General features: G+C 69.3%; 13 protein-coding genes. 10 read left to right on the top strand and 3 right to left on the bottom strand.

The window, feature by feature from the left end:
• Position 1 precedes the first annotated feature (1 nt).
• The 6 genes from AC5Y5B_RS22065 (at position 2) to AC5Y5B_RS22040 (ending at position 14,043) form a co-directional block, all read left to right on the top strand.
• Positions 2–6,583: an amino acid adenylation domain-containing protein gene (locus AC5Y5B_RS22065; protein ID WP_500006532.1), complete on the top strand. Its 6,582-nt coding sequence runs from the start codon at positions 2–4 to the stop codon at positions 6,581–6,583.
• Entirely contained in the window at positions 6,580–11,019 is a 4,440-nt protein-coding gene (locus AC5Y5B_RS22060) for an amino acid adenylation domain-containing protein (protein ID WP_500006530.1), read from the top strand. The genes AC5Y5B_RS22065 and AC5Y5B_RS22060 overlap by 4 nt, the downstream gene beginning before the upstream one ends.
• On the top strand, positions 11,016–12,302 hold the full coding sequence (gene mbtG, locus AC5Y5B_RS22055) for an NADPH-dependent L-lysine N(6)-monooxygenase MbtG (protein WP_112633243.1): 1,287 nt from the start codon (positions 11,016–11,018) through the stop codon (positions 12,300–12,302). Before AC5Y5B_RS22060 ends, mbtG begins: the two co-directional genes overlap by 4 nt.
• Positions 12,283–12,498, top strand: coding sequence for an MbtH family protein (locus AC5Y5B_RS22050; RefSeq protein WP_112633242.1), 216 nt, complete (start codon positions 12,283–12,285; stop codon positions 12,496–12,498). Before mbtG ends, AC5Y5B_RS22050 begins: the two co-directional genes overlap by 20 nt.
• 226 nt (positions 12,499–12,724) lie before the next feature.
• Positions 12,725–13,261: an MTB12 family secreted protein gene (locus AC5Y5B_RS22045; protein ID WP_112633241.1), complete on the top strand. Its 537-nt coding sequence runs from the start codon at positions 12,725–12,727 to the stop codon at positions 13,259–13,261.
• A gap of 260 nt (positions 13,262–13,521) precedes the next feature.
• Positions 13,522–14,043, top strand: coding sequence for an MTB12 family secreted protein (locus AC5Y5B_RS22040; protein WP_112633240.1), 522 nt, complete (start codon positions 13,522–13,524; stop codon positions 14,041–14,043).
• On the opposite strand, the gene AC5Y5B_RS22035 is transcribed toward AC5Y5B_RS22040, so the two are convergent.
• The 3 genes from AC5Y5B_RS22035 to AC5Y5B_RS22025 form a co-directional block, all read right to left on the bottom strand.
• On the bottom strand, positions 14,037–14,942 hold the full coding sequence (locus tag AC5Y5B_RS22035) for a sigma-70 family RNA polymerase sigma factor (protein ID WP_112633239.1): 906 nt from the start codon (positions 14,940–14,942) through the stop codon (positions 14,037–14,039). The genes AC5Y5B_RS22040 and AC5Y5B_RS22035 overlap by 7 nt on opposite strands.
• Positions 14,939–15,535, bottom strand: coding sequence for a carboxymuconolactone decarboxylase family protein (locus AC5Y5B_RS22030; protein WP_112633238.1), 597 nt, complete (start codon positions 15,533–15,535; stop codon positions 14,939–14,941). The genes AC5Y5B_RS22035 and AC5Y5B_RS22030 overlap by 4 nt, the downstream gene beginning before the upstream one ends.
• A gap of 83 nt (positions 15,536–15,618) precedes the next feature.
• Positions 15,619–15,933 carry a type II toxin-antitoxin system VapB family antitoxin gene (locus AC5Y5B_RS22025; protein WP_112633237.1) on the bottom strand — a complete coding sequence of 105 codons (315 nt, stop codon included), beginning with the start codon at positions 15,931–15,933 and terminating at the stop codon, positions 15,619–15,621.
• Between the two features lie 214 nt (positions 15,934–16,147).
• On the opposite strand from AC5Y5B_RS22025, the gene hrcA reads away from it, so the two are divergent.
• The 4 genes from hrcA to AC5Y5B_RS22005 are packed head-to-tail and all read left to right on the top strand — an operon-like array spanning position 16,148 to position 20,373.
• Positions 16,148–17,179, top strand: coding sequence for a heat-inducible transcriptional repressor HrcA (hrcA, locus tag AC5Y5B_RS22020; protein ID WP_112633235.1), 1,032 nt, complete (start codon positions 16,148–16,150; stop codon positions 17,177–17,179).
• Positions 17,180–17,235: 56 nt separating this feature from the next.
• A complete protein-coding gene (dnaJ, locus tag AC5Y5B_RS22015) occupies positions 17,236–18,387 on the top strand; it encodes a molecular chaperone DnaJ (protein WP_112633234.1) in 1,152 nt (383 codons plus the stop codon).
• Between the two features lie 22 nt (positions 18,388–18,409).
• Complete coding sequence (locus AC5Y5B_RS22010; protein WP_500006513.1) at positions 18,410–19,258, top strand: 16S rRNA (uracil(1498)-N(3))-methyltransferase; 849 nt, start codon at positions 18,410–18,412, stop codon at positions 19,256–19,258.
• Between the two features lie 56 nt (positions 19,259–19,314).
• Positions 19,315–20,373: a PhoH family protein gene (locus tag AC5Y5B_RS22005; protein ID WP_112633232.1), complete on the top strand. Its 1,059-nt coding sequence runs from the start codon at positions 19,315–19,317 to the stop codon at positions 20,371–20,373.
• Positions 20,374–20,383 lie beyond the last annotated feature (10 nt).

Genomic DNA, 20,383 nt, shown 5'->3' with positions numbered 1-20,383 from the left:
CGTGACTAACACCACCGGTGTCAGCACCCGGCTCGACGACGAGCGCCTGGAACTACTGCGCCGCAAGCTAAACGAGCGCGGCCTGGCCAGGACGGCGGCCGCGGCACCCGCATCGGGCGACGACGAGCCACGCATGTCGGTCGGGCAGCACCGGATGTGGTTCGTGCAGTCCGTCGACCCTGACAGCGCGCTGCTCAACATCTGCGTCTCCTACCGCCTGTCGGGCACCGTCGACACCGCGCAGTTGCACCGCGCGGTCGATGCCGTCGCCGCGCGACACCCGGTGCTGCACACCACGTATGCCACCGACGCCGACGGCGATCCGCATCCGGTGATCCGCGCGGATCTGCGACCCGAGTGGGCCGAACACGACCTGGCCGGATTGACCGATCAGGCGCGACGGCTGCGCCTGGATGTGCTGGCGCAGCGGGACTTTCGTCGCCCATTCGACCTGAGCAAGGATTCGCCGCTGCGGGTCACGGCGGCGCGGCTGGCCGACGACGAGCTGATGCTGCTGATCACGGCGCATCACATCGCCTGGGACGACGGCTCGTGGGCACCGTTCTTCGCGGATCTGACCCGCGCCTACACCGACCCCGACGCCTTCGCCGACGGGCAGGCCCGCGGAGGCGTTCCGGCGGATTCGACCGCCGTTCGTCAGGCGGATCTGGACTACTGGCGTCCGCTGATGGCCGACCTTCCGGAGCCACTCGAGCTGCCCGGGCCCAACGGTTCGGTGGTGCCCACCACCTGGCGCGCGCAGCGCGCGTCCACGCAGCTGTCGCCGGAGACCGTCGACCGGGCCGCGGCGTTGGCCCGCGAGACGGGCGCCACGGCCTACATGGTGTTGATGGCGGCCTTCGCCGCGCTCGTGCACCGCTACACCCAGTCGAACGACTTCCTCGTCGCCGCCCCGGTGCTCAACCGCGGCGTGGGCACCGAGGATGTCATCGGCTACCACGGCAACACCGTGGTGATCCGGCTGCGCCCGCAGCCGCACCAGACGTTCCGCGAGTTGCTGACCCAAACCCGTGACGGCGCGGTGGGCGCCTTCGCTCATTCGCGCGCCGACCTCGACTGGTTGGTCCGCGAATCGAACCCCGATCGCCGGCACGGCGCCGACCGGATGACCCGGGTGAGCTTCGGGCAACGGGAACCCGATGGCGCCGGCTTCTGCCCGCCGGGCGTGCGCTGCGAACGCGGCGAATTGCGCGGCCATTTCAACCAACTGCCGCTGAGCCTGATGGTCGAGCTGGACCGAACGCCCGGGGGCGACGGCGGCGGCTTGATCGAGGCCGAGTACCTCGTCGAGGTGATGGATCAGCAGCTGGTCGAACAGTTGTTGCGCCACTACGCCGCCCTGCTGGACGGGCTGCTGTCCGATCCGGACGCGAAGCTGTCGACGTGCGCGCTGATGGGCGCCGAAGACGCCGAGTGGCTGCGTGCGGTGTCGACCGGCGAGGAATTCGTCACGCCTGCCAGCACGTTGCCCCAGCTGGTCAGCCGCCGCGCGACGCTGACGCCCGACGCCGTTGCCGTCGTCTACGAGGGCCGCGCCTACACCTACCGAGAGATCGATGAAGAGTCGAACCGGTTGGCGCACTGGCTCATCGAGCGGGGGATCGGCACCGAGGACCGTGTCGCGGTACTGCTGGACAAGTCGCCCGAACTGGTCATCACCGCGCTGGGGGTGCTCAAGGCGGGCGGGGTCTACCTGCCGGTGGATCCCACCTACCCCGAGGACCGGCTGAGCTTCATTCTCCAGGATGCGGACGCCAAACTGGTGCTGCGCGAACCGGTTTCCGACGTCGCGCACTACCCGGTCACCGCGCCCGCCGAGTTGATCCGGCCGCTGAGCCCGCAAAACACCGCCTATCTGATTTACACCTCGGGTTCCACCGGGCTGCCCAAGGGTGTGCCGGTGCCGCACGCACCCATCGCCGAGTACTTCGTCTGGTTCGGCGACGAATACCGCATCGACGACACCGACCGGCTGCTGCAGGTCGCCTCGCCCAGCTTCGACGTGTCGATGGGCGAGATCTTCGGCACGTTGATCATGGGCGCCCGGTTGGTAATTCCGCGGCCCGACGGCCTGCGCGACATCGGCTATCTCACCGAGCTTTTGGCCCGCGAGGGCATCACATCGATGCACTTCGTGCCGTCGCTGCTGGGGCTCTTCCTGTCGTTGCCCGGCGTCAGCCAGTGGCGGACGCTGCGGCGCGTGCCCATCGGCGGCGAGGCCCTGCCCGGCGAGATCGCCGACAAGTTCCACGCCACCTTCGACGCGGCGCTGTACAACTTCTACGGGCCCACCGAGACCGTGGTGAACTGCACCAGCTACCCGGTGGAAGGCGCCCAGGGCACCCGGATCGTGCCGATCGGCCGGCCCAAGATCAACACCCAGGTGTATCTGCTCGACAACGCCCTGCAGCCGGTTCCCGTCGGCGTGATCGGTGAGATCTACATCGCCGGAACACATGTCGCGCATGGATACCATCGCAGGCCGCAGCTGACGGCCGAACGCTTCGTCGCCGACCCGTTCACGCCCGGTGGGCGGATGTACCGCTCGGGAGATCTGGCCCGCCGCAACGCCCACGGTGACATCGAATTCGTCGGTCGCGCCGACGAGCAGGTGAAGATCCGCGGTTTCCGCATCGAGCTGGGCGAAATCGCGGCCGCCATCTCGGTGGATCCCAGCGTCGGGCAAGCGGTCGTGTTGGCCATGGACCTGCCCCAGCTGGGCAAGAGCCTGGTGGGCTACGTGACGCCGGCCCAGGGCGCCGGCACGGAATCGGTTGACGTCGAGCGCATTCGCGCCCGGGTGGCCGCCGCGCTGCCGGATTACATGACCCCGGCTGCCTACGTGGTGCTCGACCAGATTCCGATCACCGCGCACCAGAAGATCGACCGCGCCGCGCTGCCGCAACCACAGATCGCGGCGGCCACCGAATACCGCGATCCGACCACTCCCACCGAACAGCGCGTCGCGCAACTTTTTTCGGGGCTGCTCGGTCACGAGCGGGTAGGCGTCGACGACTCGTTCTTCGATCTGGGCGGCCACTCGCTGGTCGCCACCAAACTGGTCACCGCGATCCGCGCCGAATGCGGCGTCGAGATCGGCATCCGCGACGTGTTCGAACTCGCCACGGTCGGGGGACTGGCCCAACGGATCGACCAGTTGAGCTCCGGCGAGCTGACGCAGTCGCGGCCCAGGCTGATCGCCACCGCACACGACGAGCCCATGCCGCTCTCGGCGTCCCAGCTGCGCAGCTGGTTCGCCTACCGCGTGGAGGGGCCCAGCCGGGTCAACAACATTCCCTTTGCGGCGAAACTGACCGGGCCGTGGGACATCGATGCGCTGATCGCCGCCGTCGGTGATGTCGTTGCGCGCCATGAGATCCTGCGCACCAGCTACGTCGAGCTGGACGGCGTGCCCTATCAGGTGGTGGGCCCTGCCGGCGTCGAGGTCCCGGTGTGCCGCGAGCAGGGGCCCGACGATGCCTGGCTGCAGCGGCAGCTCGACGCCGAACGATGCCACTGCTTCGAGCTGGACGCCGAACTGCCGATCCGGGTCGCGGTGCTGCGCACCGAGAACACCGCCGAACACGTGCTGTCGCTGGTGGTGCACCACATCGCGTCCGACCACTGGTCGGCGGGCGTGCTGTTCTCCGACGTGATGACCGCCTACCGGGCACGGCGCGGGGGAGAGGCACCGTCCTGGGCCCCGCTGCGGGTGCAGTACGCCGACTACGCGGCGTGGCAGCGCACCTTCCTGGGCGACGCCGGCGGACAGGAAGGTGCGATCGCCGCCGACCAGCGCGAGTACTGGACCCGGCAACTGGCCGGCCTGCCGGAGGACACCGGGCTGCGGCCGGACTTCCCGCGCCAGCCGGTGCCCAGCGGCGAGGGCGACTCCGTCGACTTCCACATCGACGCGGCCACCCGGGCCAAGCTCGGCGAGCTGTGCCGCGAGCTGGGCATCACCGAATTCATGTTGCTGCAAACGGCCGTCGCCGTGGTCTTGCACAAAGCCGGTGGCGGGACCGACATTCCGTTGGGCACCCCGGTCGCGGGCCGTACCGAAGCCGAGTTGGACCAGCTGATCGGCTTTTTCGTCAACATCCTGGTGCTGCGCAACGACATGGACGGCAACCCGACGTTGCGGGAACTGCTCAAGCGTGCCCGGGAGACCGCCCTGGCCGCCTACGCCCACCAGGACCTGCCGTTCGACCGTGTCGTCGACAGCGTCAGCCCGGTGCGCTCGCTGTCCCGCAACCCGCTGTTCCAGGTCGTCGTGCACGTCCGGGATCACCTGTCCGCCACCCGGGTCATCGAGACCGCGGCCGCGGGCAGCGGCGAGCAGGACACCGTGTGCACCTCGCTGGACCCGATCTTCGACATGGCGCACGCGGACCTGAGCGTCAACTTCTTCGGTACCGACGGCTCCGCCGGCATCGGTTACAACTGCAACGTCATCTACCGCACCGAGCTGTATGCCAAGGCCACCATCGAGCGGCTGGCCGGATGGCTGACCCGGGCGCTCACCGCGTTTGCCGACGACCTCGATCAGACTTTGCGAGACGTTCAGCTGATCGACGCCGGTGAGCAAGACCGCATCGTGGGGGACTGGAGCCGCGGCGAGCAGCCGCCGCACGACCGGCCGCGCACCATCCCGGAATTGCTGGAACCCAGCCGCGCCTGGGGAGCCGAGCGGATCGCGGTGCGCTGCGGCGACACCAGCATCGATTACCCCGCGCTGCACCGTAGTTCGGACAATCTGGCCGCCCTGCTCGTCAAGAACGGCGTGGGCCCGGGCACGCTGGTGGGGTTGTCGACGCGGCGAAGCATCGAGCTGGTGGTGGCGCTGGTGGCCATCATGAAGGCCGGCGCCGGCTACTTCCCCATCGATCCCGGCTATCCGACGGCGCGAAAGCAATTCATGCTCGACGACGTCGCGCCGCCGGTCGTGATCGCGACGGTCGAAGCGGTCGCCACCATGCCGCGGGTGCCCGGTGTCGAGCTGATCTCGCTGGACGATCCCGCGGTACGCGCCCTGGTGAACGGCGACGACGTGGATCCGCAGTCGAGGAACGTGCGACTGCCACACCCCGATGACCCGATGTACCTGGTGTTCACCTCCGGGTCCACCGGCAAGCCGAAAGGTGCAGTGGGAACGCATCGTTCGATGGCCGCCCGGCTCGACTGGCAGCTGCGGCACTACCCGCCGCGAACCGACGACGTGCGACTGGCGCAGGCCTCGATCACCTTTCTCGAAGGCGGCATGGAAATGCTGGCCGGCCTGGCGGCCGGCGCCACCATGATCCTGGCCGACGATGCCGAGCACCGGGACCCGGAGGCCCTCGGGGACTTGATGAATCGGTATTCGGTCGCCCAGGTCACCGCGGTGCCCAGCCTGGTCTCGGCCCTGGTGGACAGCCGGCCCGGCGCCGTGCGCTCGCTGTCGCGGCTGGTGTGCGGCGGCGAACCCATGAGCGCGTCACTGCTGCAACGGCTGGTGTCGGTGTGCGCCGACGAGGACGACGGCGGCACCCAGCTGTTGAACAACATCGGTTCCACCGAGACCTCCGGCGCGGTGTCCCGCGGGCGGCTGGGCCCGCCGAATCCGCTTGTCGGAAGGCCGGTCCCGGGTGCCCAGGCCTACCTGCTCGACGACGGGCTGCGTCCGGTGCCGGTCGGTGTGGTGGGTGAGCTGTACTACTCCGGTGACCAGCTGGCCCGGGGATATTGGAAACGCCCGGGCCTGACCGCCACGCGGTTCGTCGCCAATCCCTATGGACTCGAACCGGGTTCGCGGTTGTACCGCAGCGGTGACCTGGCCCGGTGGACCGAGGACGGCCAGCTGGAATTCGTCGGGCGCTCCGACCACCAAGTGCAGGTCCGCGGTTTCCGCGTCGAGCTGGCCGAGGTCGAGGCGGCCCTGGTGGCCGCCGACGGGGTCGCGGCCGCGGCGGCCCGCACCTGGGAGGTACACGGCGGCACGTCGCTGGCCGGATATGTTGTGCCCCAACGGCCGATCGTGGATGACGCCGAGAAGGCGGCATTCGCCGGGGAGGTGCGCGCCGCGATCGCCACCACACTGCCGGGGTACATGCTGCCGTCGTCGCTGACCGTGCTCGATGCGCTGCCCAAGACCGAGTCGGGCAAGCTGAACCGGCCCGGCCTGCCGCGGCCGGCGGTCAGCACCGGCGGCCAGACCGAACCGGCACGCACGGACACCGAACGCGCGCTGGCCACGGTGTTCGCCGAACTGCTGTCCACCCCCGACGTCGGGCGCTTCGATGACTTCTTCGCCCTCGGCGGTGACAGCATCCTGTCCGTGCAGCTCGCTTCCCGGGCGCGGGCCGCCGGGCTGGCCGTCAGCCCACGGATGATCTTCGAGAATCCGACGGTGCAGCAGTTGGCAGCCGCGCTGGATGCAATGGGTGACGCGGAGTCCGGCGTCGAGCAGCACGAGCCGGCGGTCGACACCCGGTTCGAGCCGATGAGCGCCTCCGGCCTGTCGTCGTCGGATTTGGCTGCCGTGACGCAACTTTGGTCGTCGTCACGCCAGGGCACGACGTGACGGCGGCCGACACCGATGTCGTGCCCGACATCGAAGACGTGATGGCGCTGAGCCCGCTGCAGGAGGGCTTGTATTCGCTGACCACGCTCGCCGAATTCGCCGACGGGCACGAGGCGGACGACCCGTACGTCATCGGGATCGCCGCGGATATCACCGGCGCACTCGATGTCGCACTGCTGCGTGACTGCGCGGAGCAGATGTTGGTGCGCCACCCGAACCTGCGGGCCAGCTTCTTCAGCCGGGGGATCCCGCGCCCGGTTCAGATCGTGCCGTCCCGCGTCGAGCTGCCCTGGCGACTCGTCGCCGCCGCACCCGAGGACGTGCCTGCGCTGGAAACCGGCGAACGGCGGCGGCCCTTCGATCTGGAGCGCGGGCCGGCCATCCGCTTCCTGCTGATCGAATTGCCCGGTGCGCAATGGCGTTTGGTGCTCACCGCCCATCACATCGTGATCGACGGCTGGTCGCTGCCGGTGTTCGTCAACGAGATGATGATGCTGTACCAGGCCGGCGGTGATCTGTCGGCCCTGCCCGCTGCCCCGCGGCCCTACCGCGACTACATCGGCTGGCTGGCGAGCCGCGATCCCGAGACCAGCCAACGGGTCTGGCGCGAACACCTGGCGGGCCTGCCGGGCCCCACCCTGCTTGCGGCCGCGCTGGGATCCATGGACACCACCGAGGGCCAGCGGACGGGGCTGCCGCGCACCACCCGGCTGCGACTGCCGGCCGAGGCCACCGGGCGCCTGGTCGACGACAGCCGATCCCGGGGCATCACTGTCAACACCCTGATGCAAATGGCATGGGCGCTGGTGTTGTCGCGGCTGACCGATACGCAGGACGTGGTTTTCGGGGTCACGGTCTCTGGCCGCCCGCCCGAACTGGCAGGCGTCGAGACCATGGTCGGTTTGTTCATCAACACCGTGCCGCTGCGGGTGCGACTCGACCCGTCCGCGTCCGCCGGCGAGCAATGCCGCGCCGTGCAGCGCCATGCCGCGCTGCTGCGCGACCACAGCTATCTCGGGCATGCCCAATTGCGGGCCCTCGGCGGGGTCGGCGAGATGTTCGACACCCTGCTGGTCTACGAGAACTTCCCGATGGACGGCCTGACCGCCGGCGGCGAATTGACCGCTGGCGGTGCGACATTCCGCCCGTCCGCGCTGCAGACCCTGTCGCATTTTCCGATCGCCATCGCCGCCCACATGGAAGGCGGCGAGCTGGTGGTGCTGATCGAAGCGATCGACGGAGCGCTGGGGGCGGTTCCCGCCGCCACTGTCGGGCAGCGGGTGCTGACGACCGCCGAGAGGCTGCTGCAGGGCTGGGAGCGTCCGCTGTCCGAGGTCAGCGTCCTGCTCGGCGATGAGGCCGGCCCGCTGGGCGCGATCGGAACGCCGAACCCGGTGTCGCCGTTGAGCATCCACGCGCGGTTTGCCGACGTTGTGGCCAAGGCGCCGGACAATGCGGCGGTCAGCTGGGCGGGTGGGACGCTGAGCTATCGCGAGCTCAACCGCCACGCCACCCGGCTGGCGGCGCGACTCGCCCACCAGGGGGTGCCGCCCGAAACACCGGTGGGCATCAAACTTTCGCGGGGGCCGCAATACATCATCGCGATGCTGGCCGTGCTCAAAGCCGGCGGCATGTGCGTGCCGATGGAGCCGGGCATGCCGACCGAACGGATCAACTCGATCCTGCGCCAATCGGGCGCGTCGATCGTGTTGGACGAAGAGCTGACCGAACAGCTACTCGAGGCCGCCGAACCCCACGAAGACGACTTCAAGGCCGTCGACGTTCCCCTCGCGCAGGCCGCGTACGTCGTCTTCACCTCCGGCACCACGGGAGAACCCAAGGGCGTCATCGGAACCCACGGCGCGGTGGGCGCCTACGCCGACGACCATCTGGACCGCGTAGTGCGGCCCGCGGCGGCAGCACTGGGCCGGCCGCTGCGCATCGCCCACGCATGGTCGTTCGCCTTCGACGCCGCCTGGCAGCCACTGGTCGGCTTGCTCGACGGGCACGGCGTGCATGTGGTCGACGAGCAGACCCAGACTGACGCCGAGGCTCTCGTGGCGCTGATCGCCGAGCGCGGCATCGACATGATCGACACCACCCCGTCGATGTTTGCCCAACTGCACGCGTTCGGTTTGCTCACCGAGGCGCCGCTGACCGTGCTGGCGCTCGGCGGTGAGGCGCTGGGCAGCGCGGCCTGGGCGCGGATCCGCACCACCTGTGCCAGCACGTCGATGACGGCGTACAACTGCTACGGGCCCACCGAAACCACCGTCGAGGCGGTGGTCGCCACCATCGCCGAGCACGACGAGCCGTCGATCGGACGACCGACGCGGCACACCCGCGGCTACGTACTGGATTCCGCGCTGCTGCCCGTCCCGTGCGGGGCGACGGGCGAACTGTATCTGGGCGGTGCCCAGCTGGCCCGCGGCTACCTGGGCCGCGCGCCGGAGACCGCGGCGCGCTTTGTCGCCGACCCGTTTGCCGCGGCCGAACGGATGTATCGCACCGGCGACCTGGTGCGCCGATTGCCCGACGGCTCACTGCAATACGTGGGACGCGCCGACGCGCAGGTGAAGATCCGCGGCCATCGCGTCGAACCCGGCGAAATCGCGGCCGCCCTCGAGTCGCATCCGGCCGTGCGGCACGCCGGGGTGCTGGTACGGCAGCGCCGCGGCATGGCGCGGCTCACCGCGTACGTCGCGGCCGACACGGCCACCGGTGGGGCCACGGCCCCCGAGCTGCGCAGCATGCTCAGCGCCCGGCTGCCGCGCTACATGGTTCCCCAGCGCATCATCTTGGTCGACGACATTCCGTTGACCCCCAACGGAAAACTCGACGAAACGGCGTTGGCCGCGTTCGACGCCGACGAGTCCGAAGCCGGCACGGCGACACCCGAGACACCCACGGAATCCGCGCTGGCAGAACTGCTCGCCGAGCTGCTCGGCCAACCGCGCATCGACGTCACCGCGGACTTCTTACAGCTCGGCCTGGACAGCATCACGGCGTTGTCCGTGGTGCAAGCGGCCCGGGCACGCGGAATCGCGTTGCGCGCCAGGCTCATCCTCGAGTGCGGCACCGTCCGCGAACTGGCCGAGGCGATCGACTCGGAAACCACGGCCGCCGCCCGTCAGGCCTACACCGGTACCGGACCGATGCCGTTGCTGCCCAACGGCCGATGGCTCTACGAACACGGCGACCCGCGCAGGCTCGCCCAGACCGAAGCCATCAGGTTGCCCGAAACGCTGCGCCGCGAACAGCTGGACGCGGCCCTGGCCGGCATCATCGAGGGCCACGAGGTGCTGCGCACCCGCCTGGACCGCTCCACCATGACCCTGGTGCCCAACCCGGCCGCCACAACCCTCGACGCACTCAACGAGGTCGAGGTGGCCGGCGACCTGGCCGCGGCGGTACCGGCCCACGTCGCCGAGGCCGTCGACCGCCTGGACCCCGAACGCGGGACGCTGCTATCCGCGGTGTGGCTCCGACCGCCCGCGGGGGAAAGCGTCCTGCTGCTGGCCGCGCACGTGGTCGCGCTGGACCCGGCCTCGTGGCGGGTGATCCTCGGTGAGCTCGGCGCCGCGCTGACGGCCGCGGCCACCGGTCACTCACCGGCACCCGTGCGCGAACACACCAGCTACCGCCGTTGGGCCGACGCGCTCACCGCGCGGGCACACCGGCTGGACACCGTGCAATTCTGGGCGTCCCAGCTCGACGGCGACGATCCCGATCTCGGTGCCCGGCGGCTCGATCCGAGTCGCGATCGGGCGCGAGACCTGATCGTCCGCAATGCCGCGACCGACGCCGACGTCACCCGCCGGCTGCTGGATTCGGGTCTGCCGTTGCCCACGCTGCTGGTCGCCGCCACCGCGGCGACCGTGACCCGCTGGCGCGAGCTGCGCGGCCAGCCCACCCCGCCCCCATTGCTCGCGCTCGAAACGCACGGCCGCGCAGACAGTGTGGTGGACGGCCCGGGCGCACACACCATCGACACCAGCGACACGGTCGGGCTGCTCAGCTCCATCTACCCCGTACGGCTGGACTCGACCGACCCGCGCAGGGTGGCAGAGCAGCTGGCGGCCATCCCCGGCGACGGACTCGACTACGGGTTGCTGCGCTACCTTCGGGCGGACACCGCCGGGCGGCTCGCCGGTCTCCCGTCGCCGCAGCTGCTGCTGAATTACCTCGGCGCCGCGCACACCGACGGCGGCACCGGGCTGCGGCTCGAGCGCGAACTGCTCGCCGGGTCGTCGCCCATTCCGGAGCCAGAGCTCGCGGTGCGCCACGAGCTCACCATCGCGGCCATGCTCCTGACCTACGACGGGGAGCGGGTCCTGGTCGCGCAGTGGCGCGCCTTGCCCGACATCCTCGATGAGTCGGATGTTGCTGCGCTGCAAGGTCTTTGGATTGAATCACTGCGGGAGATGGTGAAATGAGCACACTGGCGATCGTGGGGGCCGGCGCCAAGGCGGTGGCCGTGGCTGCCAAGGCCTTCGCGCTGCGCGAAATGGGCGTCGAGGTTCCCGACGTGGTGGCCGTGGAGCGGATCGGCGTCGCGGCGAACTGGCAGGCCAGCGGCGGGTGGACCGACGGCGCGCACCGGCTGGGCACCAGCCCGGAAAAAGATGTGGGGTTTCCCTACCGCTCGGCGCTGGTGCCGCGCCGCAACGCCGACCTCGACGAGCGGATGACCCGCTTCAGCTGGCAGTCCTACCTGATCGCGACGGCGTCGTTCGCCGAGTGGATCGACCGCGGCAGACCGGCACCGACGCATCGCCGGTGGAGCCAGTACCTGAGTTGGGTCGCCGACCACGTGGGCATGAACGTGGTGCACGGCGACGTCGAACGGCTGGCGATCACCGGGGACCGGTGGGCGCTGCACACACACGAAACCACCGTGCACGCCGACGCGTTGATGATCACCGGTCCCGGCCAGGCCGAAAAGTCCTTGCTGCCCGGCAATCCGCGCATGCTGTCGATCGCGCAGTTCTGGGACCGCGCCGCCAATCACGACCGGATCAACGCCGAGCGGGTGGCGGTGATCGGCGGCGGCGAGACCGCCGCGGCGATGCTCTATGAGCTGTTCCGCCACCGGGTTTCGAGCATCACCGTAATCTCTCCGCAGGCCACGTTGTTCACCCGCGGCGAAGGGTTCTTCGAGAACTCGCTGTTCTCCGATCCCACCAACTGGCCGGCCCTCACCCTGGCCGAACGGCGCGATGCGTTGGCCCGCACCGACCGCGGGGTGTTCTCGTCCAACGTGCAGGAAGCGTTGCTCGCCGACGATCGCATCCACCACCTGCGCGGCCGCGTCGCCCATGCTGTCGGCAAGGAGGGGCAGATCCGGTTGACGCTGTCCACCAATCGCGGCAGCGAGAATTTGGAGACGGTACACGGATTCGATCTCGTCATCGACGGCTCCGGCGCCGACTCACTGTGGTTCGCACCGTTATTCAGTCAGGACGCGCTCGATCTGCTCGAACTCGGCCTCGGTGGGCCCCTGACCGCGGAGCGGCTGCAGGAGGCGATAGGTTATGACCTGGCCGTCACGGACGTGACACCCAAATTGTTCCTGCCGAACCTGTCAGGACTCACCCAGGGGCCCGGGTTCCCCAACCTGAGCTGCCTTGGGCTGCTGTCCGATCGGGTGTTGGGATCCACCGTCAGCCCGTCCAAGTATCCCGTGAGAAGGAGACACGATGAGCGCCAACCCCTTTGATGACGAGAACGCGACGTTCGTGGTGCTGGTCAACGACGAGAACCAGCACAGCCTGTGGCCGACCTTCGCCGACACGCCGGCCGGCTGGCGGGTGGCGTTCGGGGAAGCAAGCCGCGCGGACTGCCTGCAGTACGTCGAACAGAGCTGGTCGGACATCCGGCCCAAGAGCCTGATCGAGGCGCTCGGCGCCGAGTGACAGGCCACATTCCGCGGACGAAAGATGCTGCTACATACTTGCCCCACAGGTCATTTAGCGCGTTTTCACATGTCGCGACCGTAGCGTCGTCGTAACGTGACCGACCTGAGACACAAATCCCGAAGTCACAGGGCACACTTACACCATCTTCAACCATGGAGACGTGTGACCGTGTGCGGCCATCCGCAGGATTCCGCCACGGTCCATGCGCATCGAAGGGGGACCTGTGAAATCCGTGAAGTCCATTGCCACGGGCGTGGCGGCGCTGACCGCCATTGGCGGCGCCGCCGCCGGTGTGGCTTCCATTGCAGCACCGATGGGTCTGGATCATGTGCAGTTGGCGGCGCTCGGCGCGCCCCTGCCCCAGGACCCGCCGCCACCGCCGCCTCCGCCGCCGGGAGCGCCGGGGCAGCTGCCGACGGCTGACCAGTTGGCCACTCTCTGCAACCAAATAACCGACCCCGGCGTCAACTACCGGGACAAGGCCAACTTCGTCGAAAACGGGATCCCTCAAAACGAGGGCATGGTGGCCGACCACGACCTGCGGAAGGCCTACCGCAACGGCAACTTCCCCGAGCAGTTCAATGTCACGAACATCGCGCCCGCGGGACCGAACATGGCCCAGGCCGATGTCGGCATCACGGGGCCGAAGTTCGCCGGACCGGTCAGCAAGCACCTGGTGTTCGTCAACCAGGGCGGCAACTGGGTGATGCAGCACGACGCGGCGATCGCGCTGATCCAGGCGGCGACCGCGACGAACTAAGACCGACAGAGGCAAACCCCATGCGTCCCGCAAGGCGGCGCATGGGGTTTGTCGTATCGGCCCACGGCCGCGCCGGAAAACGGATCCGCACGCTCCCGGACGGACATGCCCGCACAGCCGGCGCACAGTCTTCTCCTGTTGCGTGCACATCGGATGGCCGTAACGTATCGGTGCCGAGACGCGAAGTAACAGACGCAACTGGCACGCTGACACGGATCACCAACCCTGCGTCGACGTTCGTGCCCACTGAAGGGGGAACCATGAAGATCGTCAAAACCATTGCCACCGGGGTGGCAGCCCTGGCCATCGTCGGGGGCGTTGCCGCCGGCGTCGCCTCCGCTGCAAGCCCGAGTGAGCTGTCCGCCGGGGTGCGGCTCGCCACGGTCGGCGCGCCGCTTCCGCAGGACCCGCCGCCGGCGCAGCCCGTCGCGGGCGCCAACCTCCCGACGCCCGATCAGCTGACGGGCGTGCTCACCAGCCTCGCAGACCCGAGTGTTCCGTTCACCAACAAGAGCAACCTGGTGCAGGGCGGCATCAGCGGGATCGAAGCGCACGTGGCCGACAAGAAGCTGCAGAAGGCGGCGAAGAACGGCGACCTGCCGCTGTCGTTCGACGTCACCAACATCCAGCCGGCCGCGGCCGGTTCGGCGACCGCCGACGTTGCGGTCTCCGGCCCGAAGCTGACGTCGCCGGTCACCCAGAACGTCACGTTCGTCAATCAGGGCGGCTGGGTACTGTCGCGGGCGTCGGCGATGGAGTTGTTGCAGGCCGCCGGTCAGTGACCGGGGCGTAACGCGCCCAGCTCCAACCTGGCGATGCGGGCCGGATCCGCGAGCACGTCGATCGCGCGGATCCGGCCGCCGCGCACCACGAAGGCCATGACGGATGCCGCACGGCCGGCGATGAAAATCACCGCGCCGGCGGCGCCGTTCACGGTTGCCGCGACCGCCTCGCGCTGCGGCCCGGCGTAACCACGGGCCAGCTCGGCCACCGGGTGCGCGCCCTCGACGCGGAAGCCCGCGACGCCGGCACCGAAGTCACCGCGCAGCACGACGTCGGGATCGAGCACCGAGACCAGGCGGTCGAAGTCGCCGCTGCGTCCCGCCGCGAAGAACGCGTCGACCACCTCACGTTGCGCGGCCAGCGAGCCGTCGGGTGTCGGATCGGCCCGCTCGATCCGGCGCCGGGCCCGGCTGGCCAGCTTGCGGGCCGACTCCGGCGTCCGCTCGACGATGGCCGCGATCTGATCGAACGGCACGGTGAAGACGTCGTGCAGCACGAACGCCAACCGCTCGGCCGGCGGCAGCGTATCCAGCACGACGAACAGTGCCAGCCCCACCGCGTCGGCCAGCATCGCGCGGTGCTCGGGGTCGGATTCGCCGTCCGCCTCCACGATCGGGTCGGGCAGGTGACCCACCAGTTCCTCCCCGCCACGGGCCCGGCGGTCGCGCAACACGTTCAGGCAGATGCGCGCCACCACCGTGGTCAGCCAGGCGTCGAGGTTGACGACGCCGTCCAAGCCGTCCACGCCGCCGGATTCGGCGGTGCGGCTCAGGCGCAGCCACGCTTCCTGCACCGCATCCTGGGCGTCGTCGATCGAACCCAGCATGCGGTAGGCGATGGCGCTCAGCCGGGGCCGCGCCGCCTCGAAGCGGGTCGCCAGGGCCGCGCCCGCGGTCATGGGCGGTCGGTCTCGGGCAAGGCGCACACCCGGTTACCGGAAAAGCCCGACGACCCGATATCGAGCGCGACGTTGAACCGGGCGCGCAGGTTGCCCAGCGTGATGACGTGGGTCAGGCCGACCAGCTGGGCCGTGTCGAAGTGCGCGCGCAGCGCGTCGAAGAGCTCATCGGTCACCTCGACGGGGGTGCGGCTGATCGCGGAGGCGTACTGCAGGATCAGCTTGTCGACATCGGAGAAGCATGACGCGCTCTGAAAGTTGCCCAGAGCCAGTAGCTCCTCGTCGGTGATGCCCCAGCGCCGGGCAATCTGGGACCCGAGGTCGATGCAGTATTCGCAGCGCACGGTCGTCGCCGATTTCAGCTCGGCCAGCGCCCGTTGGCGGGGAGTGAGGACGTCGAGCCTGGACTCCGCCTGCTCCAACTTGCCGTAGGCGTTGAGCAGCCGCGGGATGTGGGCATACATCCGCAGCGGTTCGAGCATCTCCGCGGTTTCCAGCCCGGTCATCTGCGCGAGCTTGCGCTTGGTGAAAAAGAAGGCGATCTTGGCGCCGAGTCCGGCGTCGCGGTCGGAAACTCCTTGCAGCCGTGGCATGGCGGTCCTCCTGGCAAGTTGTGGCGGGAACCAACGTCCTTACTAGGTCGACACGCGGCGAGGTCCGAACGTGACCGGTCGAATCACCCCGGCGGGTGCAGCGACATATCCATGTCATACACCCGCGCGTGCAGCACGGTGCGGTTCCGCAGCGCGGCGCGCACCGCGCGGTGCAGGCCGTCCTCCAGATAGGTGATGCCCTTCCACCGCACGGCGTGCGGGAAGAGATCGCCGTAGAACGTGGAGTCCTCGGACAGCAGGCGGTCCAGGGCGAGCACCGTTGTGGTGGTGACCAATTCGTCGAGCCGGATCTGCTGCGGCGGAATCTGGGACCAATCCCGATACGAGAGGTTGTGTTCCGGATACGGCTTGCCGTCGCGCACGCCCTTGAAGATCATCGGCCGACCCTTCTCGACTCGTTGCTGTGGCCCGACCGGTTCATTCTGGAAAGGCTAGCCGGACCGAAGTTCGTCGGCACCGATGCGTGCGAAGCAAGTCGCCTCCACGGCCCCGCCGCCATCGGGTCCACCGAACCGCCGCTGATGGCGGTCGACGCCGCCGGGGCCCGTAAAATGAATCCGGTCAACGCGGTATCGAAGGAGGTGGCAGCCGGTGGGAAGTGCCGATGACCGTCGGTTTGAGGTACTGCGCGCCATCGTGGCCGATTTCGTGGCCACCAAAGAACCGATCGGTTCCAAGGCGTTGGTGGAGCGCCATAACTTGGGCGTCTCGTCCGCCACCGTCCGCAACGACATGGCGGTCCTCGAGGCCGAGGGCTACATCACCCAGCCGCACACCAGTTCCGGACGGGTGCCCACCGAGAAGGGCTACCGCGAATTCGTCGACCGGCTCGACGACGTCAAGCCGCTGTCCTCGGCCGAACGGCGCGCGATCCAAAGCTTCCTCGAGTCCGGCGTCGACCTCGACGACGTTTTGCGCCGGGCGGTACGGCTGCTGTCGCAACTGACCCGGCAGGTGGCCGTGGTGCAGTACCCGACGGCGTCGTCGTCCACCGTGCGCCACCTGGAAGTGATCGCCCTGACCCCCGCCCGGCTCCTGATGGTCGTCATCACCGACTCCGGCCGGGTCGACCAGCGGGTCGTCGAACTCGGCGACGTCATCGACGAACACGAGCTGTCCCAGCTCCGCGAGATGCTCGGCCAGGCGCTGGTGGGCAAGAAGCTGTCGGCCGCCTCGATCGCGGTGGCCGACCTCGCCGGACAGCTGCGCAGCCCGGACGGCCTGGGTGACGCCGTCGGCCGGTCGGCGACGGTGTTGCTGGAGTCCCTCGTCGAACACACCGAAGAGCGCTTGTTGTTGGGCGGTACCGCCAACCTGACCCGTAACGCGGCCGATTTCGGTGGCTCCTTGCGCTCCATTCTGGAGGCGCTCGAGGAGCAGGTGGTGGTGTTGCGGTTGCTGGCCGCCCAGCAGGAAGCCGGTAAGGTGACGGTGCGCATCGGCCACGAGACGGCCGCCGAGCAGATATTGGGCACCTCCGTGGTCACCACCGCCTACGGCACCTCCGACACCGTTTACGGGGGCATGGGTGTGCTGGGGCCCACCCGGATGGACTATCCGGGAACTATCGCCAGCGTTGCTGCGGTTGCCTTATATATCGGCGAAGTCCTGGGTGCTCGATGAACGCGCACCCGCAGGGTGGGTAGGCGCGGGGAAAGACCAGGTATAGGAGAGCAAGCGTGGCACGCGATTACTACGGGCTGCTCGGCGTGAGCAGAAACGCCAGCGACGCGGAGATCAAGCGCGCGTACCGCAAGCTGGCGCGCGAACTGCATCCGGACGTCAACCCCGACGAGGCCGCGCAGGCGAAATTCAAGGAGATCAGCGTCGCCTACGAGGTGCTGAGCGACCCCGAGAAGCGGCGGGTCGTCGACCTCGGCGGGGATCCGATGGAGGGCGCCGCCGCGGCGGCCGGCGGGTTCGGCGCCGGATTCGGTGGCCTGGGCGACGTGTTCGAGGCATTCTTCGGCGGCGGCTTCAGCGGCGGCGGCGCGACCTCCCGGGGCCCGATCGGGCGGGTGCGGCCGGGCTCGGACTCGCTGCTGCGGATGCGGCTCGACCTCGAAGAGTGTGCGACCGGGGTGACCAAGCAGGTCACCGTCGACACCGCGGTGCTGTGCGATCGATGCCAGGGCAAGGGCACCAACGGCGATTCGGCGCCGGTGCCGTGCGACACCTGCGGCGGGCGCGGCGAGGTGCAGACCGTGCAGCGCTCACTGCTGGGCCAGGTGATGACGTCACGGCCGTGCCCGACCTGCCGTGGCGTCGGCGTCGTCATCCCCGACCCGTGCCATCAATGCATGGGCGACGGCCGGGTGCGCGCCCGCCGCGAGATCAGCGTCAAGATCCCCGCCGGTGTCGGTGACGGCATGCGGGTGCGGCTCGCCGCCCAGGGTGAGGTCGGGCCCGGTGGCGGGCCGGCCGGCGACCTCTACGTCGAGGTCCACGAACAGCCCCACGACGTCTTCGTCCGCGAGGGCGACGATTTGCACTGCACGGTGTCGGTGCCGATGGTCGACGCGGCACTGGGCGCCACCGTCACCGTCGACGCCATCCTGGACGGCGTCAGCGAGATCACCATCCCGCCCGGCACCCAGCCGGCGTCGGTCATCACCCTGCGCGGCCACGGCATGCCGCACCTGCGTTCCGGCACCCGCGGCGATCTGCACGTCCACGTCGAGGTCGTCGTCCCGGCCCGGCTGGACCACCGCGACACAGAATTGCTGCGCGAGTTCAAGACCCGCCGCGGCCGCGACGTGCCCGAGGTGCGCTCGGCCCACGCCGGGGGCGGGTTGTTCAGCCGGCTGCGCGAAACCTTCACCGGGCGCTAGCCGGGAGCCGCGAGGCGCGCACATGGTCGCGACCCTGTTCTACCTCGACGATCTGCCCGAGCCCGGCTCGCTCGCCGTGCTGGGCGGCGACGAGGGCTTTCACGCCGCCACCGTGCGCCGCATCCGGCCCGGCGAGCAGCTGTTGCTCGGCGATGGCGCCGGGGTCCTGGCCCACTGCGAGGTCGAGCACGCAGGGCGCGACGGGCTGCGCGCGCGGGTCCTCGAACGCTGGAGCGTCGCCCCGGGATCCCCGCGGGTGACGGTGGTGCAGGCACTGCCGAAGTCGGAGCGCTCGGAGCTGGCCATCGAGTTGGCCACCGAAGCAGGCGCGGACGCGTTCCTGGCCTGGCAAGCCGCGCGGTGCGTGGCCAACTGGCAGGGCAACCGGGTCGACAAGGGTTTGCGCCGATGGCGGGCCGTCTCACGGTCGGCGGCCCGGCAATCCCGTCGGGCGCACATCCCGCCGGTCGACGGCGTGCTGTCCACCGCCGAGCTCGCCGGGCGGGTCCGCGACGAAGTGGCCGCCGGCGCCACGGCGCTCGCCCTGCACGAGTCGGCCACTGACCGGCTCGCGGATGTCGGGCTGACCCACGCGAAATCACTGCTCCTGGTGGTCGGTCCGGAGGGCGGCATCGCGGATGACGAGATGGCCGCGCTGTCCGAAGCGGGCGCGGCGGCGGTGCGGCTCGGGCCCCAGGTGCTGCGGACATCGAGCGCCGCGGCGGTGGCACTGGGCGCGATCGGCGTGCTGACCTCGAGGTGGGACCAGCGCGGCGACGTCTCGGCAAACGGTCACACCCTGCGGGTTCGCGACACCGGCCCGACGTCGAGTACGTTGCTGGACACTGACCAATCGGGGCCCTCGGCGTAGACTGAGACGGCCCAGCAACCGACCGACAATCCGAGAAAGTAGGCATCGAGAGCCACGTGACGCCCCGCGAGATCAGCGCTGCTGACGCAGCCGGAGCCGTCCCGGCCTCTGCTCAGGTTCGCAGCAGCATCGACGTTCCGCCCGATGTCGTCATGGGCTTGTTGGGTTCGGCGGACCAGAATCTGCGGGCCCTCGAGCGCAGCCTGAACGCCGACCTGCACGTGCGCGGCAATGCGGTCACCGTCGCGGGTGAACCCGCCGACGTCGCGCTCGCCGAGCGGGTGATCTCCGAGCTGGTCGCCATCGTCGCCAGTGGTCAGCCGTTGACCCCGGAGGTGGTTCGGCACAGCGTCGCCATGCTGGCGGGCACCGACAACGAGTCGCCGGCCGAAGTGCTCACGCTGGACATCCTGTCGCGGCGCGGCAAGACGATCCGGCCCAAGACGCTCAACCAGAAGCGTTACGTCGACGCGATCGACGCCAACACCATCGTCTTCGGGGTCGGCCCGGCCGGCACCGGCAAGACCTATCTGGCGATGGCCAAGGCGGTCAACGCGCTGCAGACCAAGCAGGTCAGCCGCATCATCCTGACCCGCCCGGCCGTGGAAGCCGGTGAGCGCCTTGGCTTTTTGCCCGGCACGCTCAGCGAGAAGATCGATCCGTATCTGCGGCCGCTGTATGACGCGCTGTACGACATGATGGACCCCGAGCTGATCCCCAAACTGATGACCGCCGGGGTCATCGAGGTGGCGCCGCTGGCGTACATGCGGGGACGCACGTTGAACTCCGCGTTCATCGTCCTCGACGAGGCGCAGAACACCACCGCCGAGCAGATGAAGATGTTCCTCACCCGGCTCGGCTTCGGGTCGAAGATCGTCGTCACCGGCGACATCACCCAGGTCGACCTTCCGGGCGGCGCCAAGTCGGGCCTGCGCTCGGCGATGGAAATCCTGGACAGCGTCGATGACATCCATGTCGCGGAGCTGACCAGTGTGGACGTGGTTCGCCATCGGCTGGTCTCCGAGATCGTCGACGCCTATGCGAAGTTTGACGAGCCCGGCCTCACGATGAACCGGGCGGCGCGGCGCGCGACGGGCTCGCGCGGTCGTCGATGATGGTGCGGTG

This window comes from Mycobacterium sp. NGS33 (genome assembly GCF_059812885.1).
This window is presented reverse-complemented; position numbering and strand designations above follow the sequence as displayed.